Here is a 21,316-nt window from a genome sequence, read left to right on the forward strand (position 1 = left end):
GAATAATGAGCTGGCGATGACTTACTCTCACATGGGTAACCCCACACTACCATCAGCGCTAAGAGGTTTCACTTCTGAGTTCGGGAAGGGATCAGGTGGTTCACTCTTGCTATGGTCGCCAGCACAACTGGTATGGATACTTGCTTCGTTTTATTCACTGTGTGATACGTTGCGTTTTCCAAATCTTTACAGATGGGCTGATTGGTCTGATTTTTCGTTGTTCATTTTAGCTAAGTGTTTAACTAAATCAAGTTGCTTTGCATGTTTATGAATCGATTGATGCTTCATATACAACTGCTTGGGTGTTGTATAGTCAAGCCTCACGAGCAATTAGTATTGGTCAGCTTCACATATCACTATGCTTCCACATCCAACCTATCAACGTCCTAGTCTCGAACGGCTCTTTAGAGGAATAAATTCCTAGGGAAATCTTATCTTGAGGTAGGCTTCCCGCTTAGATGCTTTCAGCGGTTATCCCTTCCGAACATAGCTACCCGGCGATGCGACTGGCGTCACAACCGGTACACCAGAGGTTCGTCCACTCTGGTCCTCTCGTACTAGGAGCAGATCCTCTCAAATTTCCAGCGCCCACGGTAGATAGGGACCGAACTGTCTCACGACGTTCTAAACCCAGCTCGCGTACCTCTTTAAATGGCGAACAGCCATACCCTTGGGACCTGCTTCAGCCCCAGGATGAGATGAGCCGACATCGAGGTGCCAAACACCGCCGTCGATATGAACTCTTGGGCGGTATCAGCCTGTTATCCCCAGAGTACCTTTTATCCGTTGAGCGATGGCCCTTCCATACAGAACCACCGGATCACTAAGACCTACTTTCGTACCTGCTCGACTTGTGGGTCTCGCAGTTAAGCGCGCTTTTGCCTTTATACTCTACGCGTGATTTCCGACCACGCTGAGCGCACCTTCGTACTCCTCCGTTACTCTTTAGGAGGAGACCGCCCCAGTCAAACTACCCACCAGACACGGTCCTCGTCCCGGATAACGGGACAGAGTTAGAACCTCAACATTACCAGGGTGGTATTTCAAGGACGGCTCCATTGGAACTAGCGTTCCAACTTCAAAGCCTCCCACCTATCCTACACAAGTAAGGTCAAAGTTCAGTGTCAAGCTGCAGTAAAGGTTCACGGGGTCTTTCCGTCTAGCCGCGGGTACACTGCATCTTCACAGCGATTTCGATTTCACTGAGCCTCTGCTGGAGACAGCGCCGCCATCATTATGCCATTCGTGCAGGTCGGAACTTACCCGACAAGGAATTTCGCTACCTTAGGACCGTTATAGTTACGGCCGCCGTTTACTGGGGCTTCGATCAAGAGCTTCGCTTACGCTAACCCCATCAATTAACCTTCCAGCACCGGGCAGGCATCACACCCTATACGTCCACTTTCGTGTTTGCAGAGTGCTATGTTTTTAATAAACAGTTGCAGCGGCCTGGTTTCTGCGGCTGTCGTCAGCTCAGGAAGCAAGTTCCATCACCAACAACAGCGTACCTTCTCCCGAAGTTACGGTACCATTTTGCCTAGTTCCTTCAGCAGAGTTCTCTCAAGCGCCTTGGTCTACTCGACCTGACCACCTGTGTCGGTTTCGGGTACGATTCCTGTGTAACTGAAGCTTAGAGACTTTTCCTGGAAGCATGGTATCAGCCACTTCACTGTACAAGTACAGCTTGCTATCGGATCTCAGTATAGAGTACCCCGGATTTGCCTAAGATACATACCTACATCCTTCCACCTGGACAACCAACGCCAGGCTGACTTAACCTTCTCCGTCCTCTCATCGCATTACACAGAAGTATTGGAATATTAACCAATTTCCCATCGACTACGCCTTTCGGCCTCGCCTTAGGGGTCGACTCACCCAGCCCCGATTAACGTTGGACTGGAACCCTTGGTCTTTCGGCGAACGGGTTTTTCACCCGTTTTGTCGTTACTCACGTCAGCATTCGCACTTCTGATACCTCCAGCATACTTCTCAATACACCTTCATCGGCTTACAGAACGCTCCCCTACCACTTGACTAATGTCAAATCCGCAGCTTCGGCACATAGTTTTAGCCCCGTTACATCTTCCGCGCAGGCCGACTCGACTAGTGAGCTATTACGCTTTCTTTAAAGGGTGGCTGCTTCTAAGCCAACCTCCTAGCTGTCTATGCCTTCCCACATCGTTTCCCACTTAACTATGATTTTGGGGCCTTAGCTGGCGGTCTGGATTGTTTTCCTCTTGACTACGGACGTTAGCACCCGCAGTCTGTCTCCCGGATAGTACTCATAGGTATTCGGAGTTTGCATCGGTTTGGTAAGTCGGGATGACCCCCTAGCCGAAACAGTGCTCTACCCCCTATGGTATTCGTCCGAGGCGCTACCTAAATAGCTTTCGGGGAGAACCAGCTATCACCAGGCTTGATTAGCCTTTCACCCCTATCCACAAGTCATCCCCTGGCTTTTCAACGACAGTGGGTTCGGTCCTCCAGTTAGTGTTACCCAACCTTCAACCTGCTCATGGATAGATCGCCTGGTTTCGGGTCTATACCCAGCAACTAAACGCCCTATTAAGACTCGATTTCTCTACGGCTCCCCTATACGGTTAACCTCGCTACTGAATATAAGTCGCTGACCCATTATACAAAAGGTACGCAGTCACACCACGAAGGTGCTCCCACTGCTTGTATGCATGCGGTTTCAGGATCTATTTCACTCCCCTCACAGGGGTTCTTTTCGCCTTTCCCTCACGGTACTGGTTCACTATCGGTCAGTCAGGAGTATTTAGCCTTGGAGGATGGTCCCCCCATATTCAGACAAGGTTTCACGTGCCTCGCCCTACTCGTCATCATTATGTGTGCCCTTTCGTGTACGGGAATATCACCCTCTACGTTCGCACTTCCCAGAGCGTTCCACTAAAACACACATAACTTAATGGGCTGATCCCCGTTCGCTCGCCGCTACTGAGGGAATCTCAATTGATTTCTTTTCCTAAGGGTACTGAGATGTTTCACTTCCCCTCGTTCGCCTTGCAACACTATGTATTCATGTTGCAATACCTACCTTAAAGTAGGTGGGTTCCCCCATTCAGAAATCTCCGGATCAAAGGATATTTGCCGCCTCCCCGGAGCTTTTCGCAGGCTATCACGTCTTTCATCGCCTCTGACTGCCAAGGCATCCACCACATGCACTTAATTACTTGACTATACAACCCCAAACAGTCGTCAACACCTACAAGTGAGTGTTGTCCGTGCGATTCTTCATCGCTACTATCTGTTGTCTGTGTACTTAAACACTGTACAGCTTCAATCTAAATTCATATACCAAAACGCTTGATTCAGTTAATTTGCTAGTTCTCAATTCATCTAGATTAATTGCTTAACCTAAACTCTTGAGTGAACAATTTATTTCAGACTCAATTTTGCCAATCTGTTAATGAATAAACATGCCTTCGTCAGGTCATGCTTAATACCGTGATACTTAAATCACAGAAGTTAATAAACCAAGACCGAAATCTCTATTTACTAATTTCTGTAATCCGAACTTCTCTTAAGTTCTGGTGGAGACTAGGAGAGTCGAACTCCTGACCTCCTGCGTGCAAAGCAGGCGCTCTACCAACTAAGCTAAGTCCCCAGCTTACATCATCAGTCATGTATCTTTTATCTATAACTTCAACCAGTCAAAGTCATGGTGGGTCTGACAAGACTTGAACTTGTGACCCCACGCTTATCAAGCGTGTGCTCTAACCAACTGAGCTACAGACCCTCAGATACATCTATGAAGAACAACTTGTTGTGGATTCTTACCAATCGTCAATCTTTCGTTAAGGAGGTGATCCAGCCGCAGGTTCCCCTACGGCTACCTTGTTACGACTTCACCCCAGTCATCGGCCACACCGTGGTAACCGCCCTCTTTGCAGTTAGGCTAGCTACTTCTGGTGCAACAAACTCCCATGGTGTGACGGGCGGTGTGTACAAGGCCCGGGAACGTATTCACCGCGGCATTCTGATCCGCGATTACTAGCGATTCCGACTTCATGGAGTCGAGTTGCAGACTCCAATCCGGACTACGATCGGCTTTTTGAGATTAGCATCCTATCGCTAGGTAGCAACCCTTTGTACCGACCATTGTAGCACGTGTGTAGCCCTGGCCGTAAGGGCCATGATGACTTGACGTCGTCCCCGCCTTCCTCCAGTTTGTCACTGGCAGTATCCTTAAAGTTCCCGACATTACTCGCTGGCAAATAAGGAAAAGGGTTGCGCTCGTTGCGGGACTTAACCCAACATCTCACGACACGAGCTGACGACAGCCATGCAGCACCTGTATGTAAGTTCCCGAAGGCACCAATCCATCTCTGGAAAGTTCTTACTATGTCAAGGCCAGGTAAGGTTCTTCGCGTTGCATCGAATTAAACCACATGCTCCACCGCTTGTGCGGGCCCCCGTCAATTCATTTGAGTTTTAGTCTTGCGACCGTACTCCCCAGGCGGTCTACTTATCGCGTTAGCTGCGCCACTAAAGCCTCAAAGGCCCCAACGGCTAGTAGACATCGTTTACGGCATGGACTACCAGGGTATCTAATCCTGTTTGCTCCCCATGCTTTCGCACCTCAGCGTCAGTGTTAGGCCAGATGGCTGCCTTCGCCATCGGTATTCCTCCAGATCTCTACGCATTTCACCGCTACACCTGGAATTCTACCATCCTCTCCCACACTCTAGCTAACCAGTATCGAATGCAATTCCCAAGTTAAGCTCGGGGATTTCACATTTGACTTAATTAGCCGCCTACGCGCGCTTTACGCCCAGTAAATCCGATTAACGCTTGCACCCTCTGTATTACCGCGGCTGCTGGCACAGAGTTAGCCGGTGCTTATTCTGCGAGTAACGTCCACTATCTCTAGGTATTAACTAAAGTAGCCTCCTCCTCGCTTAAAGTGCTTTACAACCATAAGGCCTTCTTCACACACGCGGCATGGCTGGATCAGGCTTGCGCCCATTGTCCAATATTCCCCACTGCTGCCTCCCGTAGGAGTCTGGGCCGTGTCTCAGTCCCAGTGTGGCGGATCATCCTCTCAGACCCGCTACAGATCGTCGCCTTGGTAGGCCTTTACCCCACCAACTAGCTAATCCGACTTAGGCTCATCTATTAGCGCAAGGTCCGAAGATCCCCTGCTTTCTCCCGTAGGACGTATGCGGTATTAGCATTCCTTTCGAAATGTTGTCCCCCACTAATAGGCAGATTCCTAAGCATTACTCACCCGTCCGCCGCTAAGATCAGTAGCAAGCTACCTCTCTCCGCTCGACTTGCATGTGTTAAGCCTGCCGCCAGCGTTCAATCTGAGCCATGATCAAACTCTTCAGTTAAAATCATTTTGCACCTTATTAAAGACAAGGTGCCAATTCTGGCTCATCAATTACTGACTTAAATTTCGCTCAAATAAACTTCGAGTAATTTAAACCAATCAATCAATGAAAATTATTTCGATTAATCAATCAGTAAAAATCCACACAAGTTGTTCTTCAATTCTCTTAATGATCTTCTTCCTGGTTCGTCACCAGCAAGCTAGGTCGGCTATATTACTCTTAATCTCTTAAAAGTCAACAGGTAATTTCGATATTTTTAAAACTTATCTCTCAAACCAACTTACCATCAAATTCATCACTTAAAGCAACCAACTTAATCACAAGTAACTGTTTTTCAACAAGTTTCTATCTGCATCACCGCCGATGGATGTGCATTATAGACCATCTCATCCCCTTTGCAACCCTTTTTTTAAATCAATATCATCAACTGGATACTTTTTAAGCTTTTTGGTCGCTTTTAGATGAGATATTAAACTTTTTTTACGTTATCAACTTCATGTAGAATAGATTATTCGTGCAATAGTTTGGCATTAACTCACCATGTGGCAGTTCGCTAAAAAAGTATTTGTTTGCATACTTGTAGTGCTTGCTACGAGTGGGCCTTGTTATGCCAATTCAAAACATAATTTCTATGTACTTACTTTATCTATCCTAAGCTACAGTAAGTGGGAGAATGTAAATACTCCTACTCTTTGTGTAATTGATAACCCTTCTATTACATCTACTTTTCAATCTTATATCCAGCAAATGTCTTATAATTATCGTGTTCAAACTGTAAATGCGAAAGATTTTGCTCGGTCACATTGTCAGGCTGTCTATTTTTCTAGTACTTCTCCGCAGCAACAACAAAACCTTATTCAAAACTATCCTTATCATTCTTTACTTTCTTTAAGTATTAATAATTCAGAGTGCGAGATAGGAAGTATCTTTTGTTTATATACTCAGAATAATTACACTACCTTTAAAGTTAACTTAGATGCTTTAAGTCACTCCAAAGTCCATATTGATCCGAGAGTATTGCTCTTGGCTAAGAATGCGGAGTAAGGATCATGATATCAAAGTTGTATCAGTCCACTTCACTACACGCATTATTTAGAAAATCTCAATTTACTATTTTTGCTATTACTTTTTTCATTTGCTCTTTTACGTTTGTCTCAATTTCTGTTTTTACTATGGAAACTTATGCCAAACAGAATTTGCAATTGCTTAGTCATACTCTATTAGAGCGTATTCAGCCCGCAGTCGTGTTTAATGATAAAATTACAATAGAGCAGATTTTGAATGAGTACACGAATGATCATTCAATTCGTACTATTCATATTTACGATTCAGAACATCATCTGATCGCCCAAAGTTTTAAATTATCAAGTCAAACTTCAATTTTAGAAGGCTGGTTTGATCATTGGTTTTTAAATGAGCCTGTTCATCTTACAATTTATCATCATGAACAAAATGTAGGTGAACTTACACTTTTTGGTAGCTCTGAAAAAATATTGCAGTTCCTAAAAATGATTATGGTAGGGCTTGCGATTGCAATGTTGTTTATTGTTTGCGCTTTATGGTGGTCAGTAAATCTAACTTATCGTCAAATTATGCAGGCTATTTACCCACTTACTAATATTGCTCAAATTGTAAGTGAACAAAAAGCTTATAATCTTCGCTTCCCTTACAACCGAATTAAAGAATTTCAAGATTTAAATACCGTTTTTAACGAGTTACTTGAAGAAATTCAAATATGGGATAATCAGCTGCAAAAGGAAAATCGTAAATTATCCTTTCAGGCTCATCACGACCAACTCACCTTATTACCTAATAGACATTATTTTTATCAAATCCTTTTAGACATGTTTGAAGATAAAGGGTTTGATAATAAGTCTGCATTATTATTTATAGATAACAATAACTTCAAAGCAATTAATGACCAATTTGGCCATTTAGCTGGCGATGAAGTTTTAAAAGAAATGGCGAATCGCCTGCAAACTCGTTTGCGTCATCAAGATTTTATTGCAAGGTTAGGTGGTGATGAATTTGCTGTCATTTTGCATTCCATTAGTCATGCTGATCATTTAATATCTATTGCTGAAAATTTACTCGAAAGCTGTAAAGAACCTTTGCATCTAAATGGTCAAACCATTTACTTCAGTTTCAGTGTAGGTATTGCTTTATCACAATTTGCATCTAGCCCCGAAGATTTCATTATGCAAGCAGATCAAGCAATGTATAAGGCTAAAAATTCGGATGAACACTGGTTTATCTATAAACCTGAAAATTAAATTTAGGCTAATCTATGAATACAAGATCTTTAAAACTCTCTTTTATTGCATTGCTATGCATTACTCTTGCAGGGTGCCTGAGTTTTGGTCCATTAAAATATCGTCAAGTAAAATTGCTCAAAAAAGAAGGTTTCGTTCTTACTGATGAAGGCTGGACTTTAGGTTTACCAGAACGCTTATTATTTGACTTTAATAATGCGCAGTTAAAACAGAGTCATGAAGCTGAGTTAGTACGTCTGGCAAATCAACTGAATAAATATGACCTGAATAAATTGAAAATTGTTGGTCATACTGATGATGTTGGTGATGCTACATATAACCAAAAGTTATCTGAAGAGCGTGCTCAAAGTGTGGCAAACCTTTTCTTAACACGTGGATTTAAAAAAGAAAACATCTACGTAATTGGCCGTGGTTCAACGCAACCTTATGTGCCAAATACAACCAATGAAAACCGTGCGATTAACCGACGTGTTGCGATTGTCGTTATTCCATAAGTAGATTTAACTCATAAAAGGCCAATCCTCTGTGATTGGCTTTTTTATTTTAAACTAGCTCAATAATATCAATGGTTGGTGGCACTCTGAAACGCAAAGGAATTCCAACCATTCCTGTGCCAACGGTAACAAAGACATCCGCATGCTCGTGAGAGTAAAATCCACGCTTATGACCTAAAATTGATACTTTTTTCATAATATAGTTGGTCAACCATGGAAGCTCTACCTGCCCTCCATGTGTATGTCCAGATAACATTAATGGTCGATTCGGTAATTTAGGTACCATATCTACCGTATCGGGGTTATGAGATAAAATTAACCAAGGCTTGTCTTGCGGTAAATCTGGCATAGAACGCATATCGGTTTTGCCTGCCCATAGGTCACCAATACCAATCAAACGAAATTCTTCAAAATCAACAATCTTACCTTCGATATCAACAACTTCATTATAAAATAGGGCATCTTTTAATAGTTGCTGAATTGGTGGACCAGGATATTGCTCATCATGATTCCCAGGAACAGAATATACAGGTGCCTGAATTTCTTTTAAAACTCTTAACTCTTCAATCAGTCTATCTTCCGGCTCATATGTCCAATCACCAGCGACTACCACTAAATCAGGTTGCTGTTCATTTAATTTTCTAACGATGGTTTTGAGCTGACGTTCATGTCCTGAAAATAAACCAATATGTAAATCTGCAATTAAGGCTACTTTTACTGGTTTATCAAAACTACGATCCGGATTTAAGCGATATTGATGAGTATCGACACGCACTAAATGAGGTTCGATAAATCGGGCGTAAATTAACACGCCACTTAAGAAAAAGATGAAAATACCTTGATGAATTGAGTAGTAACCAATCCAAGCAGCATATAAATTAAAAAACCAGAGAGGAATAAGTAGATAAGAGAGATAAAATGCGAGTAGATGTACAAAAGCTTTAAATGGATGAATCGTCTCGGTTCGTGATTGATGAATCCAAGCCTCAGAAATTCCCCATAGAGCAAGTATTGAAAAAATAAAGTAAAAACAAAAAATGATTGAATTTGGATTCCACATTACGACTCTCGACTTATCTTATATTGATTGCTAGTAATCAAATTCAATATTTATCTTTCAATATGCACGAATTATACTCTAGCTCACCTTATCGTATGTACTGATTATGGCACAATCCTTTCATTTCAAACAGCTTCAAACGAATCAACAAGCTCAAGGCTTTTTGATAAAAGCCTCTATAGTCCTATGTTCAAGTTTTGCTGTGGGTTTGACAGGATGTAGTACTCTGCCAAAACATGGTGTTGAGCCTGTGCAATATGCAAAGGACATTGATACCTCTGAGACTTCACTTGCCAAAATTATTACACCTTTACGCCAGCAAAATCCAAAGTTAACGGGTTTCCATGTTCTAAATGATCCTCTGGAGGCTCTCGCGGCTCGACTTAGATTAATTGATAAAGCCGAAAAGACTTTAGATTTACAATATTACATTTGGGATAATGACAAAGTTGGTGCTTTAGCCTTGCACGCGATTATTCGTGCAGCTGATCGAGGTGTAAAAGTCCGACTTCTTATTGATGACAATAATGCAAAAAAAATCGAAGGGATTTTACTGGCCCTTTCTCAGCATAAAAATATTGAAGTTAAGCTTTTTAATCCCTACCGTTTCCGCAAATATCGTGCGATGGATATGGTGCTTGATTTAAAACGTATCAATCGTCGTATGCACAATAAAAGTTTTATTGCCGACAATGAGGTTGCTCTTATTGGCGGGCGTAACATGACCAATCAATATTACAATGTAAGCGATAGCTATCAGTTTTCTGATGTCGATGTAATGTTGGTAGGCGCTGCTGTTGATGATATCGTAAATTCGTTTGATGATTACTGGAATCATGAATATGCATATTCAGTTCAAAGTATCGTAAGTCCTGAGCAGCACCGTTTACGCTATGAAGGCTTAAAAGAACAGCTTGAAGCACACTATCAACAAGCTACCGTCCAAAACTTTTTAAACTTAACCGCAAAATCTCATGCATTTGATCAATGGCTAAATCACAATATTCAATTTGATTGGGTCAAAGCAGAAGTCGTAAAAGACTCACCTGATAAAATCAAATCGAAAGCTAAGAAAGAAGAACACCTCAATTTCCAGTTAATTAATCATTTGGAAAAACCAGAAAGTAACGTTGACTTAATCTCTGCTTATTTTATTCCAGAAAAACAAGGTGCCAAGATTTTAAGCACGCTTGCCAAAGAGGGTGTTGAAGTTCGAGTTTTAACGAACTCTTTTAAAGCGAATGACGTTGCTGTTGTACATGCTTTTTATGGGAAATATCGTAAAGAACTGCTTAAAAACGGCGTACAACTTTATGAATTTTTACCAACACCAGATAAAAGAGATTTAAATAAAAATACAGATGAGCTTGCCACTAAAGCTAAAGTAAATATGAAAGGGCTAAGCCGATCAAGCTTACATACTAAACTTATGGCATTAGATGAGCAGGTTTTTATTGGTTCATTTAACTTTGATCCGCGCTCGGCTTACTTAAATACTGAAATTGGTGTGATTTTAGATAGCCCATCACTGGCTAAGACGATACACCATACAATGGATGAAAATTTAAATAAGTATGCTTATAAATTAAAGCTCGACACTAACAACCATATTTATTGGCAGCAAGAAACTCCAAATGGTCCTGTAATTTATAGACAGGAACCTGAGATGAAATGGTGGCAAAAAGCAGGCATGAAGTTTCTTTCATGGCTGCCGCTTGAAGGATTTATGTAATTAGTTTTTTGGCTTAAGTACTTTTTGATGTAGTTGAGCCAAACCTTCTACCATTTTTTCTTGAACTTCGCGCGTTAAACTTTTGACGTCATGCCCTTCCACTGAAATAGGAGGCAAAGTTAACAGATGAGCTGTTACTTTAGGCATTTCAAGTACACGTTGAATATGTTCGGCAAATGTCATGTCACCAATGAATGGCGCAACTGTATCTAATTGCCCATCACGATTTACATAACAAATCAAACAAATCTGTACTGGACGCTGTGCTTCAATCGCTGCTCCTAGTAATCGTCCATGTACTTTTTTAACAGAATGTCCATCTGTAGTTGTGGCTTCAGGGAAAAATAATACTGGAATATTCTGTTTTAAAAATTCAGCAATTTGCTCACGAATTCTGACGGAATCGCCAGATCCACGCTTAATAAATAACGTTCCACCACTTTTGGCTAAATTTCCAAGAATAGGCCAATTTTCAATTTCAGCTTTAGCCAGAAAGAAAACTCGCGCACCTGAACCTAGAACCGCAACATCTAGCCAAGAAATATGATTACTTACCCATAAAGCTGGTTCTCTAGGAATTGTGCCATGTACTTCTATATCTAAATTGAAAACCTGACATAAACGGCGGCAAAAGTATTGGACATAACGTGTATTAACAGGATTATTAGGATCTTTATAAAGCCCATGTCGATAAACTAGATAAAAACCTTCACTAATTGCAGCCGTGGCAGAAGTGACCTTTTTTCCGTATAAACCTATTTTTGATAATTTCTTTAACGTTGAATTAACTATACTTTGCGTTTGAGCCATAAAATTTCACTAACGATTAATCATTGTTATACCCATCTCAAGTCATTCTATACGTTTCGTAATAAACTTGCATTGACGATAGAGAACGGCAAATAAAATAAATCTGAACACTAGACTAATCTCATATAACTAATCTAAAGGATAAGAACAAACGCTTTCCCCTTTTGCTTAAGTTTCCTCTAGAATAAAGTTTTCCCATTTTCAGGATTTATAGCCACGTGGAATATGTTGATCGGCATCAAGGCGGTGAACGCACCATCTTAGTGAGTGTTTCTGTACAATTATTAGATGATCTGGATGCCGAAGAGTTTGCTCTACTTGCACAGTCTGCTGGTGCAGATATCCTTGAACATATTAAGGTTCAGCGTAATAAGCCTAATCCTAAATTTTTTATTGGCTCAGGAAAAGTCGAAGAAATTGCAGAGCAAGTTCAGGAGCTAGAAGCGAGTCTGGTTATTTTTGACCATGCGTTATCACCTGCTCAAGAACGAAATCTAGAAAGAATATTAAAATGCCGAGTTATTGACCGCACAGGCTTAATTTTAGATATTTTTGCGCTGCGTGCCCGTACACATGAAGGTAAGTTACAAGTCGAGCTTGCTCAGCTTAAACATTTATCTACTCGTCTTATTCGTGGTTGGTCTGCCGACTTTGAACAACAAAAAGGTGGTATCGGCTTACGTGGTCCTGGTGAAACACAACTAGAGACAGATCGCCGTCTCATTCGTGTTCGTATTACCCAATTAAAAGATAAATTAGACAAAGTCCAACAGACTCGTATGCAAGGGCGTGCTGCAAGACAAAAGGCAGCTATTCCAACAGTTTCATTAGTAGGTTATACCAACGCTGGTAAATCGACTTTATTTAATATTTTAGCTAATAGTGATGTCTACGCAGCTGATCAACTATTTGCAACACTAGATCCAACCCTACGCCGTTTAGACTGGGATGGTATCGGTACTGTTGTGCTAGCAGATACAGTAGGTTTTGTACGAAACTTACAGCATGATTTGGTTGAATCATTTAAAGCAACACTTGAAGAAACACTAGAAGCGACCCTTTTACTGCATGTTATTGATAGTAGTAGCCATGACATGCTTGACCAAATTGAAGCAGTTGAAGGTGTATTAAAAGACATTGGTGCTGATGCTCCCGTACTTCGGGTGTACAACAAAATTGACCTAAGTGGTGAAGAGGCCAAAATCATTTATGCTGAGCCCCACGTCCCAGATCGAGTGTATGTTTCAGCTCATTCTGGTCAAGGTCTAGAGTTGCTCCAAAAAGCAGTACAAGAATGCTTAATGGGCCAAATTCAAAAGTTTTCACTCGTACTTAAGCCTGCTTATGGCAAATTACGTACTCAACTTTACGCCTTAAATGTTATTGAGTCTGAACATTATGATGATGCAGGCTTATTACATATTGACGTGAAGATTGCACCACATAAGTTAGAAAAGCTGATTCGCCAAGCAAAACTTCCATTGGATGAAATCTTGGGAGAACACGCGAGTCAATTTAAGCGCCCCTTGGAAGAGTTTGAAATCAAGGGCGATATCAGTTAAAACTTGATAAGTAAACTTTTAGAGATAAAAAAATATGGATAAGATCAAAAGTATAGACTGGACAGCATGGGTAATTACATTACTACTCATTATTGGTTTTCGTGAAGGCTCTGTCGTTGTCATGCGTGCTTTTGGTCATCCAGAATTAGGTAATCTGGTCGGTCTAATCAGCTTACTTATTATTTTACTGATTTGGAGAAAGTTTAAAAAAATTCCACTTCGAATAGTAGATACCAATAATAAAATCATGAAAGAAAGTGGTTTCGCTTTTTTACCCATCTGTGCAGGTTCATTAATTATGCTCGTACATATGGGTAAGGAAATTCCATTATTTCTTTTCGTTTTAGTGGTCAGTACCCTTATACCTTTGTGGGTCTATGCAAAAATGGCAAAACGTTGGTTATAAGGAGAATAAAATGTTTACGATTTTCTACGGATTTTTGATCACACTCATTGGTTATCTGTGTGCAAAGCCTTTAAACCGACGTTTCCCGCAAGTTCCACTTTTAGTTTTCGGCATGTTCATTGTGATTGGCTTACTTTCAGTTTTACATGTGCCATATGAGCAGTATCGTCTTTATGTGAATGACTTATTTGGCCATCTATTAGGTTATGTCACTGTAGCCTTAGCCATTCCTTTAGCTGCAATGCGCTACGATGATCTTCCAATTAAATCGGTCATTGGTATTTTACTTTTTGCAAGTATTAGCGCCGTTGCTCTACCTATGGGGCTGGCTTATTTGTTACATATGTCTGAACCTACCATTCTTGCATTTGCCACCCGTGCAGTAACCACTCCAATTGCTCTGAACATCGCGACTTTATTACATGCTCCTGAAACACTCGTAACCCTTATTGTTATTTTGTCTGGGGTAATTGGCGCAGCATTCTCACCATTCTTACTTAAACATATTCATGATGAGAGAGCATCAGGTTTAGCCTTAGGTTTAGCTGCACACGCCATCGGAACAGCTCAAGCTTGGCAACGTGGGCCTGTTGCAGGCCGTTACGCTGCATTTGGTATGGCATTGAACGGTGTATTTACTGCAATTTGGCTACCAACATTAATGTTATCTTTTGGAACACCATAATTAAGAAGTTGATTAAATAAACATTGAACGGTCTATCAATTCCAAATAAGATGACCTTTCAAAGTTAAAAGGATTTTTAATTATGGGGAAAATTTTTATTGGAGCTCTGCTCTTATTGGGGATTAATACTGCTACATTCGCAGCAGATATTACAGGTCTCTGGCAAACAATTGATGATAAGACAGGTGCTCCTAAAGCACAGGTAGAAATACGAAAAGAAGCGAACGGGACATATGCTGGGAAAATTATCAAAGTAACGCCACGCCCAGGTTATACGCCTAAAGAAATTTGTGATAATTGCCCTGCGCCCTATACCAATAAACCGATTTTAGGTCTGGATATCGCAACTGGTTTAAAACAGGTAGATGGACTGAACTATACTGGCGGTAAAATTTTAGATCCAAATACTGGCAAAGTTTACGGACTTAAAGCAAAACTTAGTTCAACTGGCAAACGCTTACATATGCGCGGTTATCTCGGAGTTTCAGCTTTAGGGCGTAATCAAATCTGGATTCGAGTAGAATAATAGTTCCTAATAAAAAAGCCGCTTCTGCGGCTTTTTTTATTTTTAGCTCAGCTACAAGCTTCATCTTGCACTCATAGAAAAACATTGCTTTTCTTATATTTGCACAGGATTTTCAACAGAAAAAATTTCTTTGTCTTCAAGTCGATAAGCCATTAATTTTCTGCCCCAAACACAGCCACCATCGATATTCTGGATCTGCTCATTAACAGTTCTACCCTCGAGCGCAGCCCAATGACCAAAAATAATCTGATGAGTTTGTGCGGCTTTGCTCGGAAATTCAAACCAAGGTAAATAACCATCCGGCATTGGTGCATCCAAAGAATCTTTAAAACTAAACTCTAAAGCCCCTTCGGCATTGGTTAAACGCATGCGAGTCAAATAATTGGTAATACAACGTAAACGCGCAGAACCAGTTAGGTTATCTCCCCACAAATCTGGTTTAGAACCATACATGTCTGCTAAAAAAGCATCCAATACAGATAAATCTTCGTTTGCGAGTACAGCCTCAACCTCTTTTGCCAACGTTACAGTTTTTTGCGCATCCCAAATACAAGGTATGCCAGCATGTGTAAGGATCGTATGCTCGTTTGGCAATAAACATAATGGCTGTTTACGTAACCAATCGATTAACTCATCACCATCAATAGCATCAATAACGTCTTGGGTACGATCTTTTTCTTTAATCTCTTTTAAACCACGCGCACCCGCAATTAAAGTCAGGTCATGATTTCCAAGTACAGTTGCAGCAGCTCCACGATCAGCAAGCTTTTTAATAAAACGTAATGCCCCTACCGAGTTTTCACCACGTGCGACTAAATCACCAGCAAACCATAAAAAGTCTTGATCTGGATCAAAACGTATTTCTTTAAGCAAGGCTTTTAGAGCTTCAAAACACCCCTGCACATCGCCAATAACATAGTTAAAACGCTTAGTCATTTACGCCACCATTTGATCGGCCAAAGCAACAAATTGGGCAAGTGTTAAGGTCTCTGGACGAGCCATCGGATCAACACCAGCTTTTTCAAAGCCATCTTCTGCAATCATACCTTTAAGACTGTTTCTTAATGTTTTGCGGCGCTGAGTAAATACATGGGCAACCAGCCGAGCTAAAGCTTTTTCATCTTTTGCTGTAATTGGCTTTTGATCATAAGGAACAAGGCGGAAAACAGCACTCGTTACTTTAGGTGGTGGGTTAAATGCACCAGCCGGCACTTCAAATAAAAATGTTGGTTGACAGTAATATTGAATCATTACCGACAAGCGTCCATATTCTTTCGTATTCGGTTCAGCAGTAATACGGTCAACCACCTCTTTTTGCAGCATAAAGTGCATATCTTTAACTTTGCTGCCAAATTCCAAGAGATGAAAGAGTAATGGGGTTGAAATGTTATAAGGTAAGTTACCGACTACACGTAATGGTCGGCCATCTTTTACCAGTTCGCTAAAGTCATATTTTAATGCGTCAGCTTCTATAATCGTCAAACGTTCAGGATGTGGAACACGTTCTGGTAGCCCAGCAGCTAAGTCACGATCTAGCTCCACTACTGTTAATGCATCACATTCCCCAATTAAAGGAGATGTTAAGGCAGCTAAACCAGGTCCAATCTCGACAATATTGTCGCCTGTACGCGGACTTACAGAGCGCACAATTTTGGCAATGACTCGTTGATCATGTAAGAAGTTTTGACCAAAACGTTTACGAGCTTTATGCCCTTCATCTTTCGGGTTTAGGGCATTAATTTGATACATAGAACATTTCCAACATGAAAAATTTAGCTCGCTGCTAAAGATAAAGCTAAATCAACAGCGACATTTAAACTTGAGCTTTTTGCCAAACCAGTCCCAGCCAAAGACAACGCTGTGCCATGGTCAACCGAAGTTCGAATGAAAGGCAAACCCAATGTAATATTGATGGCTTCACCAAACCCTTGTGATTTTAACACAGGTAAACCTTGATCATGGTACATGGCAAGTACAGCATCTGCATTTTTAAGATGTTCTGGAGTAAACAAAGTATCTGCCGGCAAGCTTAAACTCATTTTAAGCCCTTGCGCTCGATAACTTTCGAGTACCGGATTAATGGTCTCAATCTCTTCACGACCCAAATAACCATCTTCACCTGCATGAGGGTTTAAGCCACACACGAGTACACGTGGGTCTGTAATCTTAAATTTAGTTTTTAAGTCATGCAGTAAAATATCAATGACCTGATGCAAACGCTCTTTGGTAATCGCATCTGATACATCTCTTAAGGGTAAATGTGTAGTTGCTAAGGCAACACGTAAAGTTTTGGTTGCAAGCATCATGACGACACGCTCTACGCCTGCAAACTCTTGATAGTATTCAGTGTGACCACTAAACAAAATACCAGCATCATTAATAACCGATTTTTGCACGGGTGCCGTGGCTACTCCAACACTTTTACCAGACATTGCATAATCTGCTGAACGACGCAGTTGTTCTAATACGTAGGCTGCATTAGCTGGGTTTAATTGACCATCAATGACAGCTGCCTCTAAAGGCACATGTTCTATATAGAGTTCATTCAGAGATGATGACTCAGGCTGCCCGGTATATTCTATAAATTGAATATCGATCCCAAGTTTTTGGGCACGTTGTTCTAATAAATTTTGGTCACCCAAAACAACAACAGGGCGTTCATCAACCCGCTTAGCCAAGCTCAAACAGATATCTGGACCAATACCAGCCGGCTCACCGGAAGTGACATATAATGGCAGCACAATCACTCCAGACACATAACAAGAATTTGTTTGATTTTAACATATCTAACATTTATCAGTTTATGGATTAAATTATATGGCTTAAACTGGATTTTTCTTGTGAGTTTGGACAAACTCGTTTAGAATGCTCGCTCCTTTTGTTTGGACAGATTCCATAGTCCAAACCAACTATAATAGGTAGTGGTTTAATGAAAACTCTCAGCGCTAAGCCAGCTGAAGTTCAACATGACTGGTATGTTGTTGATGCTTCTGGCAAAACTTTAGGTCGCCTTGCGACTGAAATCGCTCGTCGTTTACGCGGTAAGCACAAAACTTCTTATACTCCTCACGTTGACACTGGCGATTACATCGTTGTGATTAATGCTGAACAAGTTCAAGTGACTGGTAAAAAATCACTTGATAAGAAATATTATCGCCATACTGGTTTCCCTGGTGGTATCCGTGAGACTAACTTCGAGAAGTTAATTGCTCACAAACCTGAAGCTGTTCTTGAAAAAGCGGTTAAAGGCATGTTACCAAAAGGTCCTCTTGGTTATGCAATGATCAAAAAAATGAAAGTGTACGCTGGTACTGAGCATCCGCATGCTGCTCAACAGCCACAAGTTTTGGACATCTAAGGGATACAGCACATGGCTACTAATTATGGTACAGGTCGCCGTAAGACCGCAACTGCACGTGTTTTCTTGTCAGCTGGTACAGGTAAACTCGTTATTAACAACCGTACTTTAGAGCAATATTTCGGTCGTGAAACTGCTCGTATGGTTGTTCGTCAACCTTTAGAACTTTTAGAAGTTACTGAAAAGTTTGACCTTTACATCACTGTTAAAGGTGGTGGTATCGGTGGTCAAGCTGGCGCGATCCGTCACGGTATTACTCGTGCGCTTATCGCTGCTGACGAAACTTTAAAACCTGTTCTACGTCAAGCTGGTTTCGTTACTCGTGATGCTCGTGAAGTTGAACGTAAGAAACTTGGTTTACGTAAAGCTCGTAAACGTCCTCAATTCTCTAAACGTTAATTCGTTTATCGAGTTGGACAAAAAGCCTTGGATTTTTCCAAGGCTTTTTTATTATGAAAATAGAGCCAGCAAATACAAACTTATAAATATAAACAAACTATCTCTTTAGAACCGTGATTTCCTACAGCATTTTTAGTATCCTAATCGATTCACTCAACCACGTCGTCTTGTGATATGTCGGTCGAAAACACCTCTATTCAGGGGATTACCCTTTACAGTCATGCTGATGATTTCCGTTCTCATTGGATTCGTTTCTTATTAGCAGAAAAACAAATCAAATATCAATTAATCATAACTGACCATGAAGATGAAGATTTAGCCAGCTTAAATCCTTACAACCAATTACCGATGTTGGTCGAACAAAATCTTAAATTATTTTCAGCACCTATCATCGCTGAATATTTAGATGATCGTTATCGTCAAAGTAAGCTTTATGCAGATGCACCTATGATGCGTGCGGAACAGCGTCAGTATATCTGGAGACTTGAAAACGACTGGTTTAAGTTAGCAGATCACATGTTAAAACATGCTGACTCACTAAATGTCGAACAAAAGCAAAAAGCTCAAAAAGAACTACGTGAAACATTAATTTCACTTACTCCCCTATTTCAGCATTTTCCGTATTTCATGTCTGAGAATTTTACAATCTTAGACTGCATGCTTGCCCCTATCTTTTTAAGATTAAATAGCATGGGAATTGATTTACCAAAACAGCACTGTCGACCTATATTTTTGTACTGTAAACGTATCTTTGAACGGCCTTCTTTTGCTAAATCAATGACGCCTCAAGAGAAAAACCGTTACAATGAACTATTAAATATGGAATAGCGTGATATGTCTGAGCAAACTATTGATTTAACCCCTACACGTCCTTATCTTGCTCGTGCAATCTATGAATGGATTTGTGATAACCAGCTTACTCCTTATCTATTAGTTGATGCGACACAACCGTATACCGACGTTCCGCAACAATTTGTTAAAGATGGGCAAATTGTTCTAAATATTGTGCCCCATGCAGTTCATCAATTGCTTATTACCAATGAAGCTATTACTTTTTCAGCTCGTTTTGGCGGAGCATCAAAAGACATTTATGTCCCTATTCAAGCTGTTTTAGGGATTTACGCACGAGAAAATGGACAAGGTTTATTCTTTGATCCTGAAGAATATGCCAATGTAACACCTGTAGAAAATACAGTAGAGTCAGAAGTACAAGAAGCAACTGAAACAACATCGACTAAGAAAAAACCATCGTTAAGAATTTTAGATTAAATTTAGAGGAAGAAAGCATGGCATTTGATTTAGTCCAATACTTTGCTGAGCAGATAAAAATTCAAAAGCCTCAGCTTTTAAATCAATATCCAGTTAATGAAAAAAATAAACTGATTGATGAGGTGAATATTCTTACGCTTGGAAAACTGATTAGTTTATGGCGTCAGAATGATAATAAGATTTATCAAGAAATCAAAACCTCAGATCCACTTTATATTCAAGAAGTTGCTCGTCATTTAACGACTTCTAAACATAATCAGTCGACTTTAAAAAATTCAGAACTAGAACAGAGTATTTCTGAGATTTTAACTTTGCAGTTAGCAGAACTTAATCAGCTCGATGAAACAGGTGGTTTTGGGCATAATGGCTTAAAAGAATTAATTTTAGGTCAGATTGAACACTTATCAGGTCAAGCTGAAGATTGGGTTTGGTCAACAAACCACCTAAATGAATTAATTGGTTCTAAACCTGTGGAACAAGAAGAGCTATCATTGGATACAACAATGAAGGAGTTCAACCAAATGGTTCACCAAGCCCAACCTCATCATGATGACGTGCATATTGAAGAACAAGCTGCCGAAATTTCTGTACCTACATGGTCAAAGATTGTTGCCCCTGTAGTTGCTTTAGCAATTTTGGGCTATCTCTACTGTATTTATACACAGCTCGTTTAATTTAATTTTTATATAAAAAAAGGGGAATTCATTATTCCCCTTTTTATGATTAAAATTAGAATATTTTATTTTTCAATATTTTATTAATATTCTATTACAATTGTTTTATTCAGATTTTAAAATATATAATGTAAAACTCAGCACAATATTAAAAGTATAATGTAAAAATAATCTTATAATATTTTTTATAATCTGACATTTTCTGTCACTTATTTCCCAAAACAACAATTTCTCTATTTCTTTGATTTATTGACTTCAAATTGAGCAGAAATATAATGAATTTCAACTACTTTTAGGAAAAAGTAGTAAATATAATTTTAGAATCCTGAGAGATAAAAATATGGCTAAACTTTCTTTAGATAGCTTAACTGAAATTGATGGTTTTATTGCATCTGCACTTGTTGATTCAGAAAGTGGTTTATCACTTGCAACTCAAGGTGGTGGGGAAATTGATTTAGAATTGGCAGCTGCCGGCAATACAGAAGTAATCCGCGCAAAACGAAACATCGCCAATGCTTTGAAATTAAATGACAATATTGAAGACATTTTAATTACATTAGGTAAGGCTTACCATTTAATTAGACCTCTAGAAAGTAATAATAATTTATTCCTTTACTTAGTCCTTGACCGGAGTAAGTCAAATTTAGCAATGGCTCGCCACGAGTTAAAGTCATTTGAAAAAGAGTTAGACTTTAGCTAATTAATCTGAAA

The 21,316-nt window shown here is 40.2% G+C and carries 19 protein-coding genes, 2 tRNA genes and 3 rRNA genes; 14 read left to right on the plus strand and 10 right to left on the minus strand.

All coding sequences use genetic code 11. The features are described from left to right. Nucleotides 1–8: 8 nt before the first annotated feature. The 5 genes from rrf to J690_RS22695 all read right to left on the minus strand — a co-directional run bounded on the left by rrf (nt 9) and on the right by J690_RS22695 (nt 5,357). Nucleotides 9–123: ribosomal RNA gene (rrf, locus tag J690_RS22675) — 5S ribosomal RNA — on the minus strand. A gap of 186 nt (nt 124–309) precedes the next feature. Further along, a 23S ribosomal RNA gene (locus J690_RS22680) occupies nt 310–3,200 on the minus strand. Nucleotides 3,201–3,552: 352 nt separating this feature from the next. Continuing rightward, nucleotides 3,553–3,628 (minus strand) — tRNA-Ala (locus J690_RS22685). A 55-nt stretch (nt 3,629–3,683) separates the two neighbouring features. After that, a tRNA-Ile gene (locus J690_RS22690) sits at nt 3,684–3,760 on the minus strand. Between the two features lie 59 nt (nt 3,761–3,819). Continuing rightward, nucleotides 3,820–5,357: ribosomal RNA gene (locus J690_RS22695) — 16S ribosomal RNA — on the minus strand. The 16S, 23S and 5S rRNA genes sit together here with 2 tRNA genes alongside, the layout of an rRNA operon. A 540-nt stretch (nt 5,358–5,897) precedes the next feature. Here J690_RS22695 and yfiR point away from each other — a divergent pair. The 3 genes from yfiR to yfiB are packed head-to-tail and all read left to right on the plus strand — an operon-like array spanning nt 5,898 to nt 8,124. After that, the gene (yfiR, locus tag J690_RS22700) at nt 5,898–6,401 is read left to right on the plus strand and encodes a regulatory sequestration protein YfiR (protein WP_002117836.1); all 504 of its coding nucleotides are present in this window, start codon (nt 5,898–5,900) and stop codon (nt 6,399–6,401) included. Nucleotides 6,402–6,406: 5 nt separating this feature from the next. Then, nucleotides 6,407–7,630: a diguanylate cyclase DgcN/YfiN gene (dgcN, locus tag J690_RS22705; protein ID WP_005065229.1), complete on the plus strand. Its 1,224-nt coding sequence runs from the start codon at nt 6,407–6,409 to the stop codon at nt 7,628–7,630. A 14-nt stretch (nt 7,631–7,644) separates the two neighbouring features. Continuing rightward, nucleotides 7,645–8,124: an outer membrane lipoprotein YfiB gene (gene yfiB, locus J690_RS22710; RefSeq protein ID WP_002117846.1), complete on the plus strand. Its 480-nt coding sequence runs from the start codon at nt 7,645–7,647 to the stop codon at nt 8,122–8,124. Between the two features lie 49 nt (nt 8,125–8,173). On the opposite strand, the gene J690_RS22715 is transcribed toward yfiB, so the two are convergent. Then, nucleotides 8,174–9,184 (minus strand): metallophosphoesterase, encoded by a 1,011-nt coding sequence (locus J690_RS22715; protein ID WP_005804928.1) that lies wholly within the window; start codon nt 9,182–9,184, stop codon nt 8,174–8,176. Nucleotides 9,185–9,290: 106 nt separating this feature from the next. Here J690_RS22715 and J690_RS22720 point away from each other — a divergent pair, with 106 nt between their 5' ends. Further along, nucleotides 9,291–10,916, plus strand: coding sequence for a phospholipase D family protein (locus J690_RS22720; protein ID WP_032038618.1), 1,626 nt, complete (start codon nt 9,291–9,293; stop codon nt 10,914–10,916). On the opposite strand, the gene J690_RS22725 is transcribed toward J690_RS22720, so the two are convergent. After that, nucleotides 10,917–11,726 (minus strand): lysophospholipid acyltransferase family protein, encoded by an 810-nt coding sequence (locus J690_RS22725; protein WP_032038619.1) that lies wholly within the window; start codon nt 11,724–11,726, stop codon nt 10,917–10,919. Nucleotides 11,727–11,944: 218 nt separating this feature from the next. On the opposite strand from J690_RS22725, the gene hflX reads away from it, so the two are divergent. From hflX to J690_RS22745, 4 genes are all read left to right on the plus strand, one after another. Then, nucleotides 11,945–13,288 (plus strand): ribosome rescue GTPase HflX, encoded by a 1,344-nt coding sequence (hflX, locus tag J690_RS22730; RefSeq protein WP_014207696.1) that lies wholly within the window; start codon nt 11,945–11,947, stop codon nt 13,286–13,288. A 34-nt stretch (nt 13,289–13,322) separates the two neighbouring features. Beyond that, the gene (locus tag J690_RS22735; RefSeq protein ID WP_002117849.1) at nt 13,323–13,694 is read left to right on the plus strand and encodes a hypothetical protein; all 372 of its coding nucleotides are present in this window, start codon (nt 13,323–13,325) and stop codon (nt 13,692–13,694) included. A 10-nt stretch (nt 13,695–13,704) separates the two neighbouring features. Next, the gene (locus tag J690_RS22740; RefSeq protein ID WP_005804924.1) at nt 13,705–14,379 is read left to right on the plus strand and encodes an LrgB family protein; all 675 of its coding nucleotides are present in this window, start codon (nt 13,705–13,707) and stop codon (nt 14,377–14,379) included. An 82-nt stretch (nt 14,380–14,461) separates the two neighbouring features. After that, entirely contained in the window at nt 14,462–14,905 is a 444-nt protein-coding gene (locus J690_RS22745) for a DUF2147 domain-containing protein (RefSeq protein WP_002117847.1), read from the plus strand. 93 nt (nt 14,906–14,998) lie between these two features. Here J690_RS22745 and J690_RS22750 read toward each other — a convergent pair whose 3' ends face one another. From J690_RS22750 to pdxA, 3 genes are read right to left on the minus strand one after another with little or no spacing between them, the layout of a single operon-like run. Continuing rightward, complete coding sequence (locus tag J690_RS22750; protein WP_032038621.1) at nt 14,999–15,841, minus strand: symmetrical bis(5'-nucleosyl)-tetraphosphatase; 843 nt, start codon at nt 15,839–15,841, stop codon at nt 14,999–15,001. Beyond that, on the minus strand, nt 15,842–16,654 hold the full coding sequence (rsmA, locus tag J690_RS22755) for a 16S rRNA (adenine(1518)-N(6)/adenine(1519)-N(6))-dimethyltransferase RsmA (protein WP_005065242.1): 813 nt from the start codon (nt 16,652–16,654) through the stop codon (nt 15,842–15,844). A 23-nt stretch (nt 16,655–16,677) separates the two neighbouring features. Continuing rightward, on the minus strand, nt 16,678–17,661 hold the full coding sequence (gene pdxA / locus J690_RS22760) for a 4-hydroxythreonine-4-phosphate dehydrogenase PdxA (RefSeq protein ID WP_081405297.1): 984 nt from the start codon (nt 17,659–17,661) through the stop codon (nt 16,678–16,680). 173 nt (nt 17,662–17,834) lie between these two features. On the opposite strand from pdxA, the gene rplM reads away from it, so the two are divergent. From rplM to J690_RS22790, 6 genes are all read left to right on the plus strand, one after another. Continuing rightward, nucleotides 17,835–18,263 (plus strand): 50S ribosomal protein L13, encoded by a 429-nt coding sequence (gene rplM, locus J690_RS22765; protein WP_002117832.1) that lies wholly within the window; start codon nt 17,835–17,837, stop codon nt 18,261–18,263. Nucleotides 18,264–18,275: 12 nt separating this feature from the next. Next, the gene (rpsI, locus tag J690_RS22770) at nt 18,276–18,662 is read left to right on the plus strand and encodes a 30S ribosomal protein S9 (RefSeq protein ID WP_002048725.1); all 387 of its coding nucleotides are present in this window, start codon (nt 18,276–18,278) and stop codon (nt 18,660–18,662) included. Between the two features lie 174 nt (nt 18,663–18,836). Further along, on the plus strand, nt 18,837–19,490 hold the full coding sequence (locus J690_RS22775) for a glutathione S-transferase N-terminal domain-containing protein (RefSeq protein WP_005065247.1): 654 nt from the start codon (nt 18,837–18,839) through the stop codon (nt 19,488–19,490). A 6-nt stretch (nt 19,491–19,496) separates the two neighbouring features. After that, nucleotides 19,497–19,931, plus strand: a complete 435-nt coding sequence (locus tag J690_RS22780; protein WP_005804921.1) for a ClpXP protease specificity-enhancing factor — start codon at nt 19,497–19,499, stop codon at nt 19,929–19,931. Nucleotides 19,932–19,948: 17 nt separating this feature from the next. Next, nucleotides 19,949–20,605 carry a hypothetical protein gene (locus tag J690_RS22785; RefSeq protein ID WP_005065252.1) on the plus strand — a complete coding sequence of 219 codons (657 nt, stop codon included), beginning with the start codon at nt 19,949–19,951 and terminating at the stop codon, nt 20,603–20,605. Nucleotides 20,606–20,945: 340 nt separating this feature from the next. Then, a complete protein-coding gene (locus tag J690_RS22790) occupies nt 20,946–21,305 on the plus strand; it encodes a roadblock/LC7 domain-containing protein (RefSeq protein ID WP_003656109.1) in 360 nt (119 codons plus the stop codon). Nucleotides 21,306–21,316 lie beyond the last annotated feature (11 nt).

This window comes from Acinetobacter sp. 742879 (genome assembly GCF_000588535.1).
GTDB classification, from domain to species: Bacteria; Pseudomonadota; Gammaproteobacteria; order Pseudomonadales; family Moraxellaceae; genus Acinetobacter; species Acinetobacter pittii.

Excerpts from the sequence above, each read along its gene's own strand:
- yfiR (WP_002117836.1), top strand. The coding sequence starts at position 5,898 with ATGTGGCAGTTCGCTAAAAAAGTATTTGTTTGCATACTTGTAGTGCTT.
- dgcN (WP_005065229.1), top strand. The coding sequence starts at position 6,407 with ATGATATCAAAGTTGTATCAGTCCACTTCACTACACGCATTATTTAGA.
- yfiB (WP_002117846.1), top strand. The coding sequence starts at position 7,645 with ATGAATACAAGATCTTTAAAACTCTCTTTTATTGCATTGCTATGCATT.
- J690_RS22715 (WP_005804928.1), bottom strand. The coding sequence starts at position 9,184 with ATGTGGAATCCAAATTCAATCATTTTTTGTTTTTACTTTATTTTTTCA.
- J690_RS22720 (WP_032038618.1), top strand. The coding sequence starts at position 9,291 with ATGGCACAATCCTTTCATTTCAAACAGCTTCAAACGAATCAACAAGCT.
- J690_RS22725 (WP_032038619.1), bottom strand. The coding sequence starts at position 11,726 with ATGGCTCAAACGCAAAGTATAGTTAATTCAACGTTAAAGAAATTATCA.
- J690_RS22735 (WP_002117849.1), top strand. The coding sequence starts at position 13,323 with ATGGATAAGATCAAAAGTATAGACTGGACAGCATGGGTAATTACATTA.
- J690_RS22740 (WP_005804924.1), top strand. The coding sequence starts at position 13,705 with ATGTTTACGATTTTCTACGGATTTTTGATCACACTCATTGGTTATCTG.
- J690_RS22745 (WP_002117847.1), top strand. The coding sequence starts at position 14,462 with ATGGGGAAAATTTTTATTGGAGCTCTGCTCTTATTGGGGATTAATACT.
- J690_RS22750 (WP_032038621.1), bottom strand. The coding sequence starts at position 15,841 with ATGACTAAGCGTTTTAACTATGTTATTGGCGATGTGCAGGGGTGTTTT.
- rsmA (WP_005065242.1), bottom strand. The coding sequence starts at position 16,654 with ATGTATCAAATTAATGCCCTAAACCCGAAAGATGAAGGGCATAAAGCT.
- rplM (WP_002117832.1), top strand. The coding sequence starts at position 17,835 with ATGAAAACTCTCAGCGCTAAGCCAGCTGAAGTTCAACATGACTGGTAT.
- rpsI (WP_002048725.1), top strand. The coding sequence starts at position 18,276 with ATGGCTACTAATTATGGTACAGGTCGCCGTAAGACCGCAACTGCACGT.
- J690_RS22775 (WP_005065247.1), top strand. The coding sequence starts at position 18,837 with ATGTCGGTCGAAAACACCTCTATTCAGGGGATTACCCTTTACAGTCAT.
- J690_RS22780 (WP_005804921.1), top strand. The coding sequence starts at position 19,497 with ATGTCTGAGCAAACTATTGATTTAACCCCTACACGTCCTTATCTTGCT.
- J690_RS22785 (WP_005065252.1), top strand. The coding sequence starts at position 19,949 with ATGGCATTTGATTTAGTCCAATACTTTGCTGAGCAGATAAAAATTCAA.
- J690_RS22790 (WP_003656109.1), top strand. The coding sequence starts at position 20,946 with ATGGCTAAACTTTCTTTAGATAGCTTAACTGAAATTGATGGTTTTATT.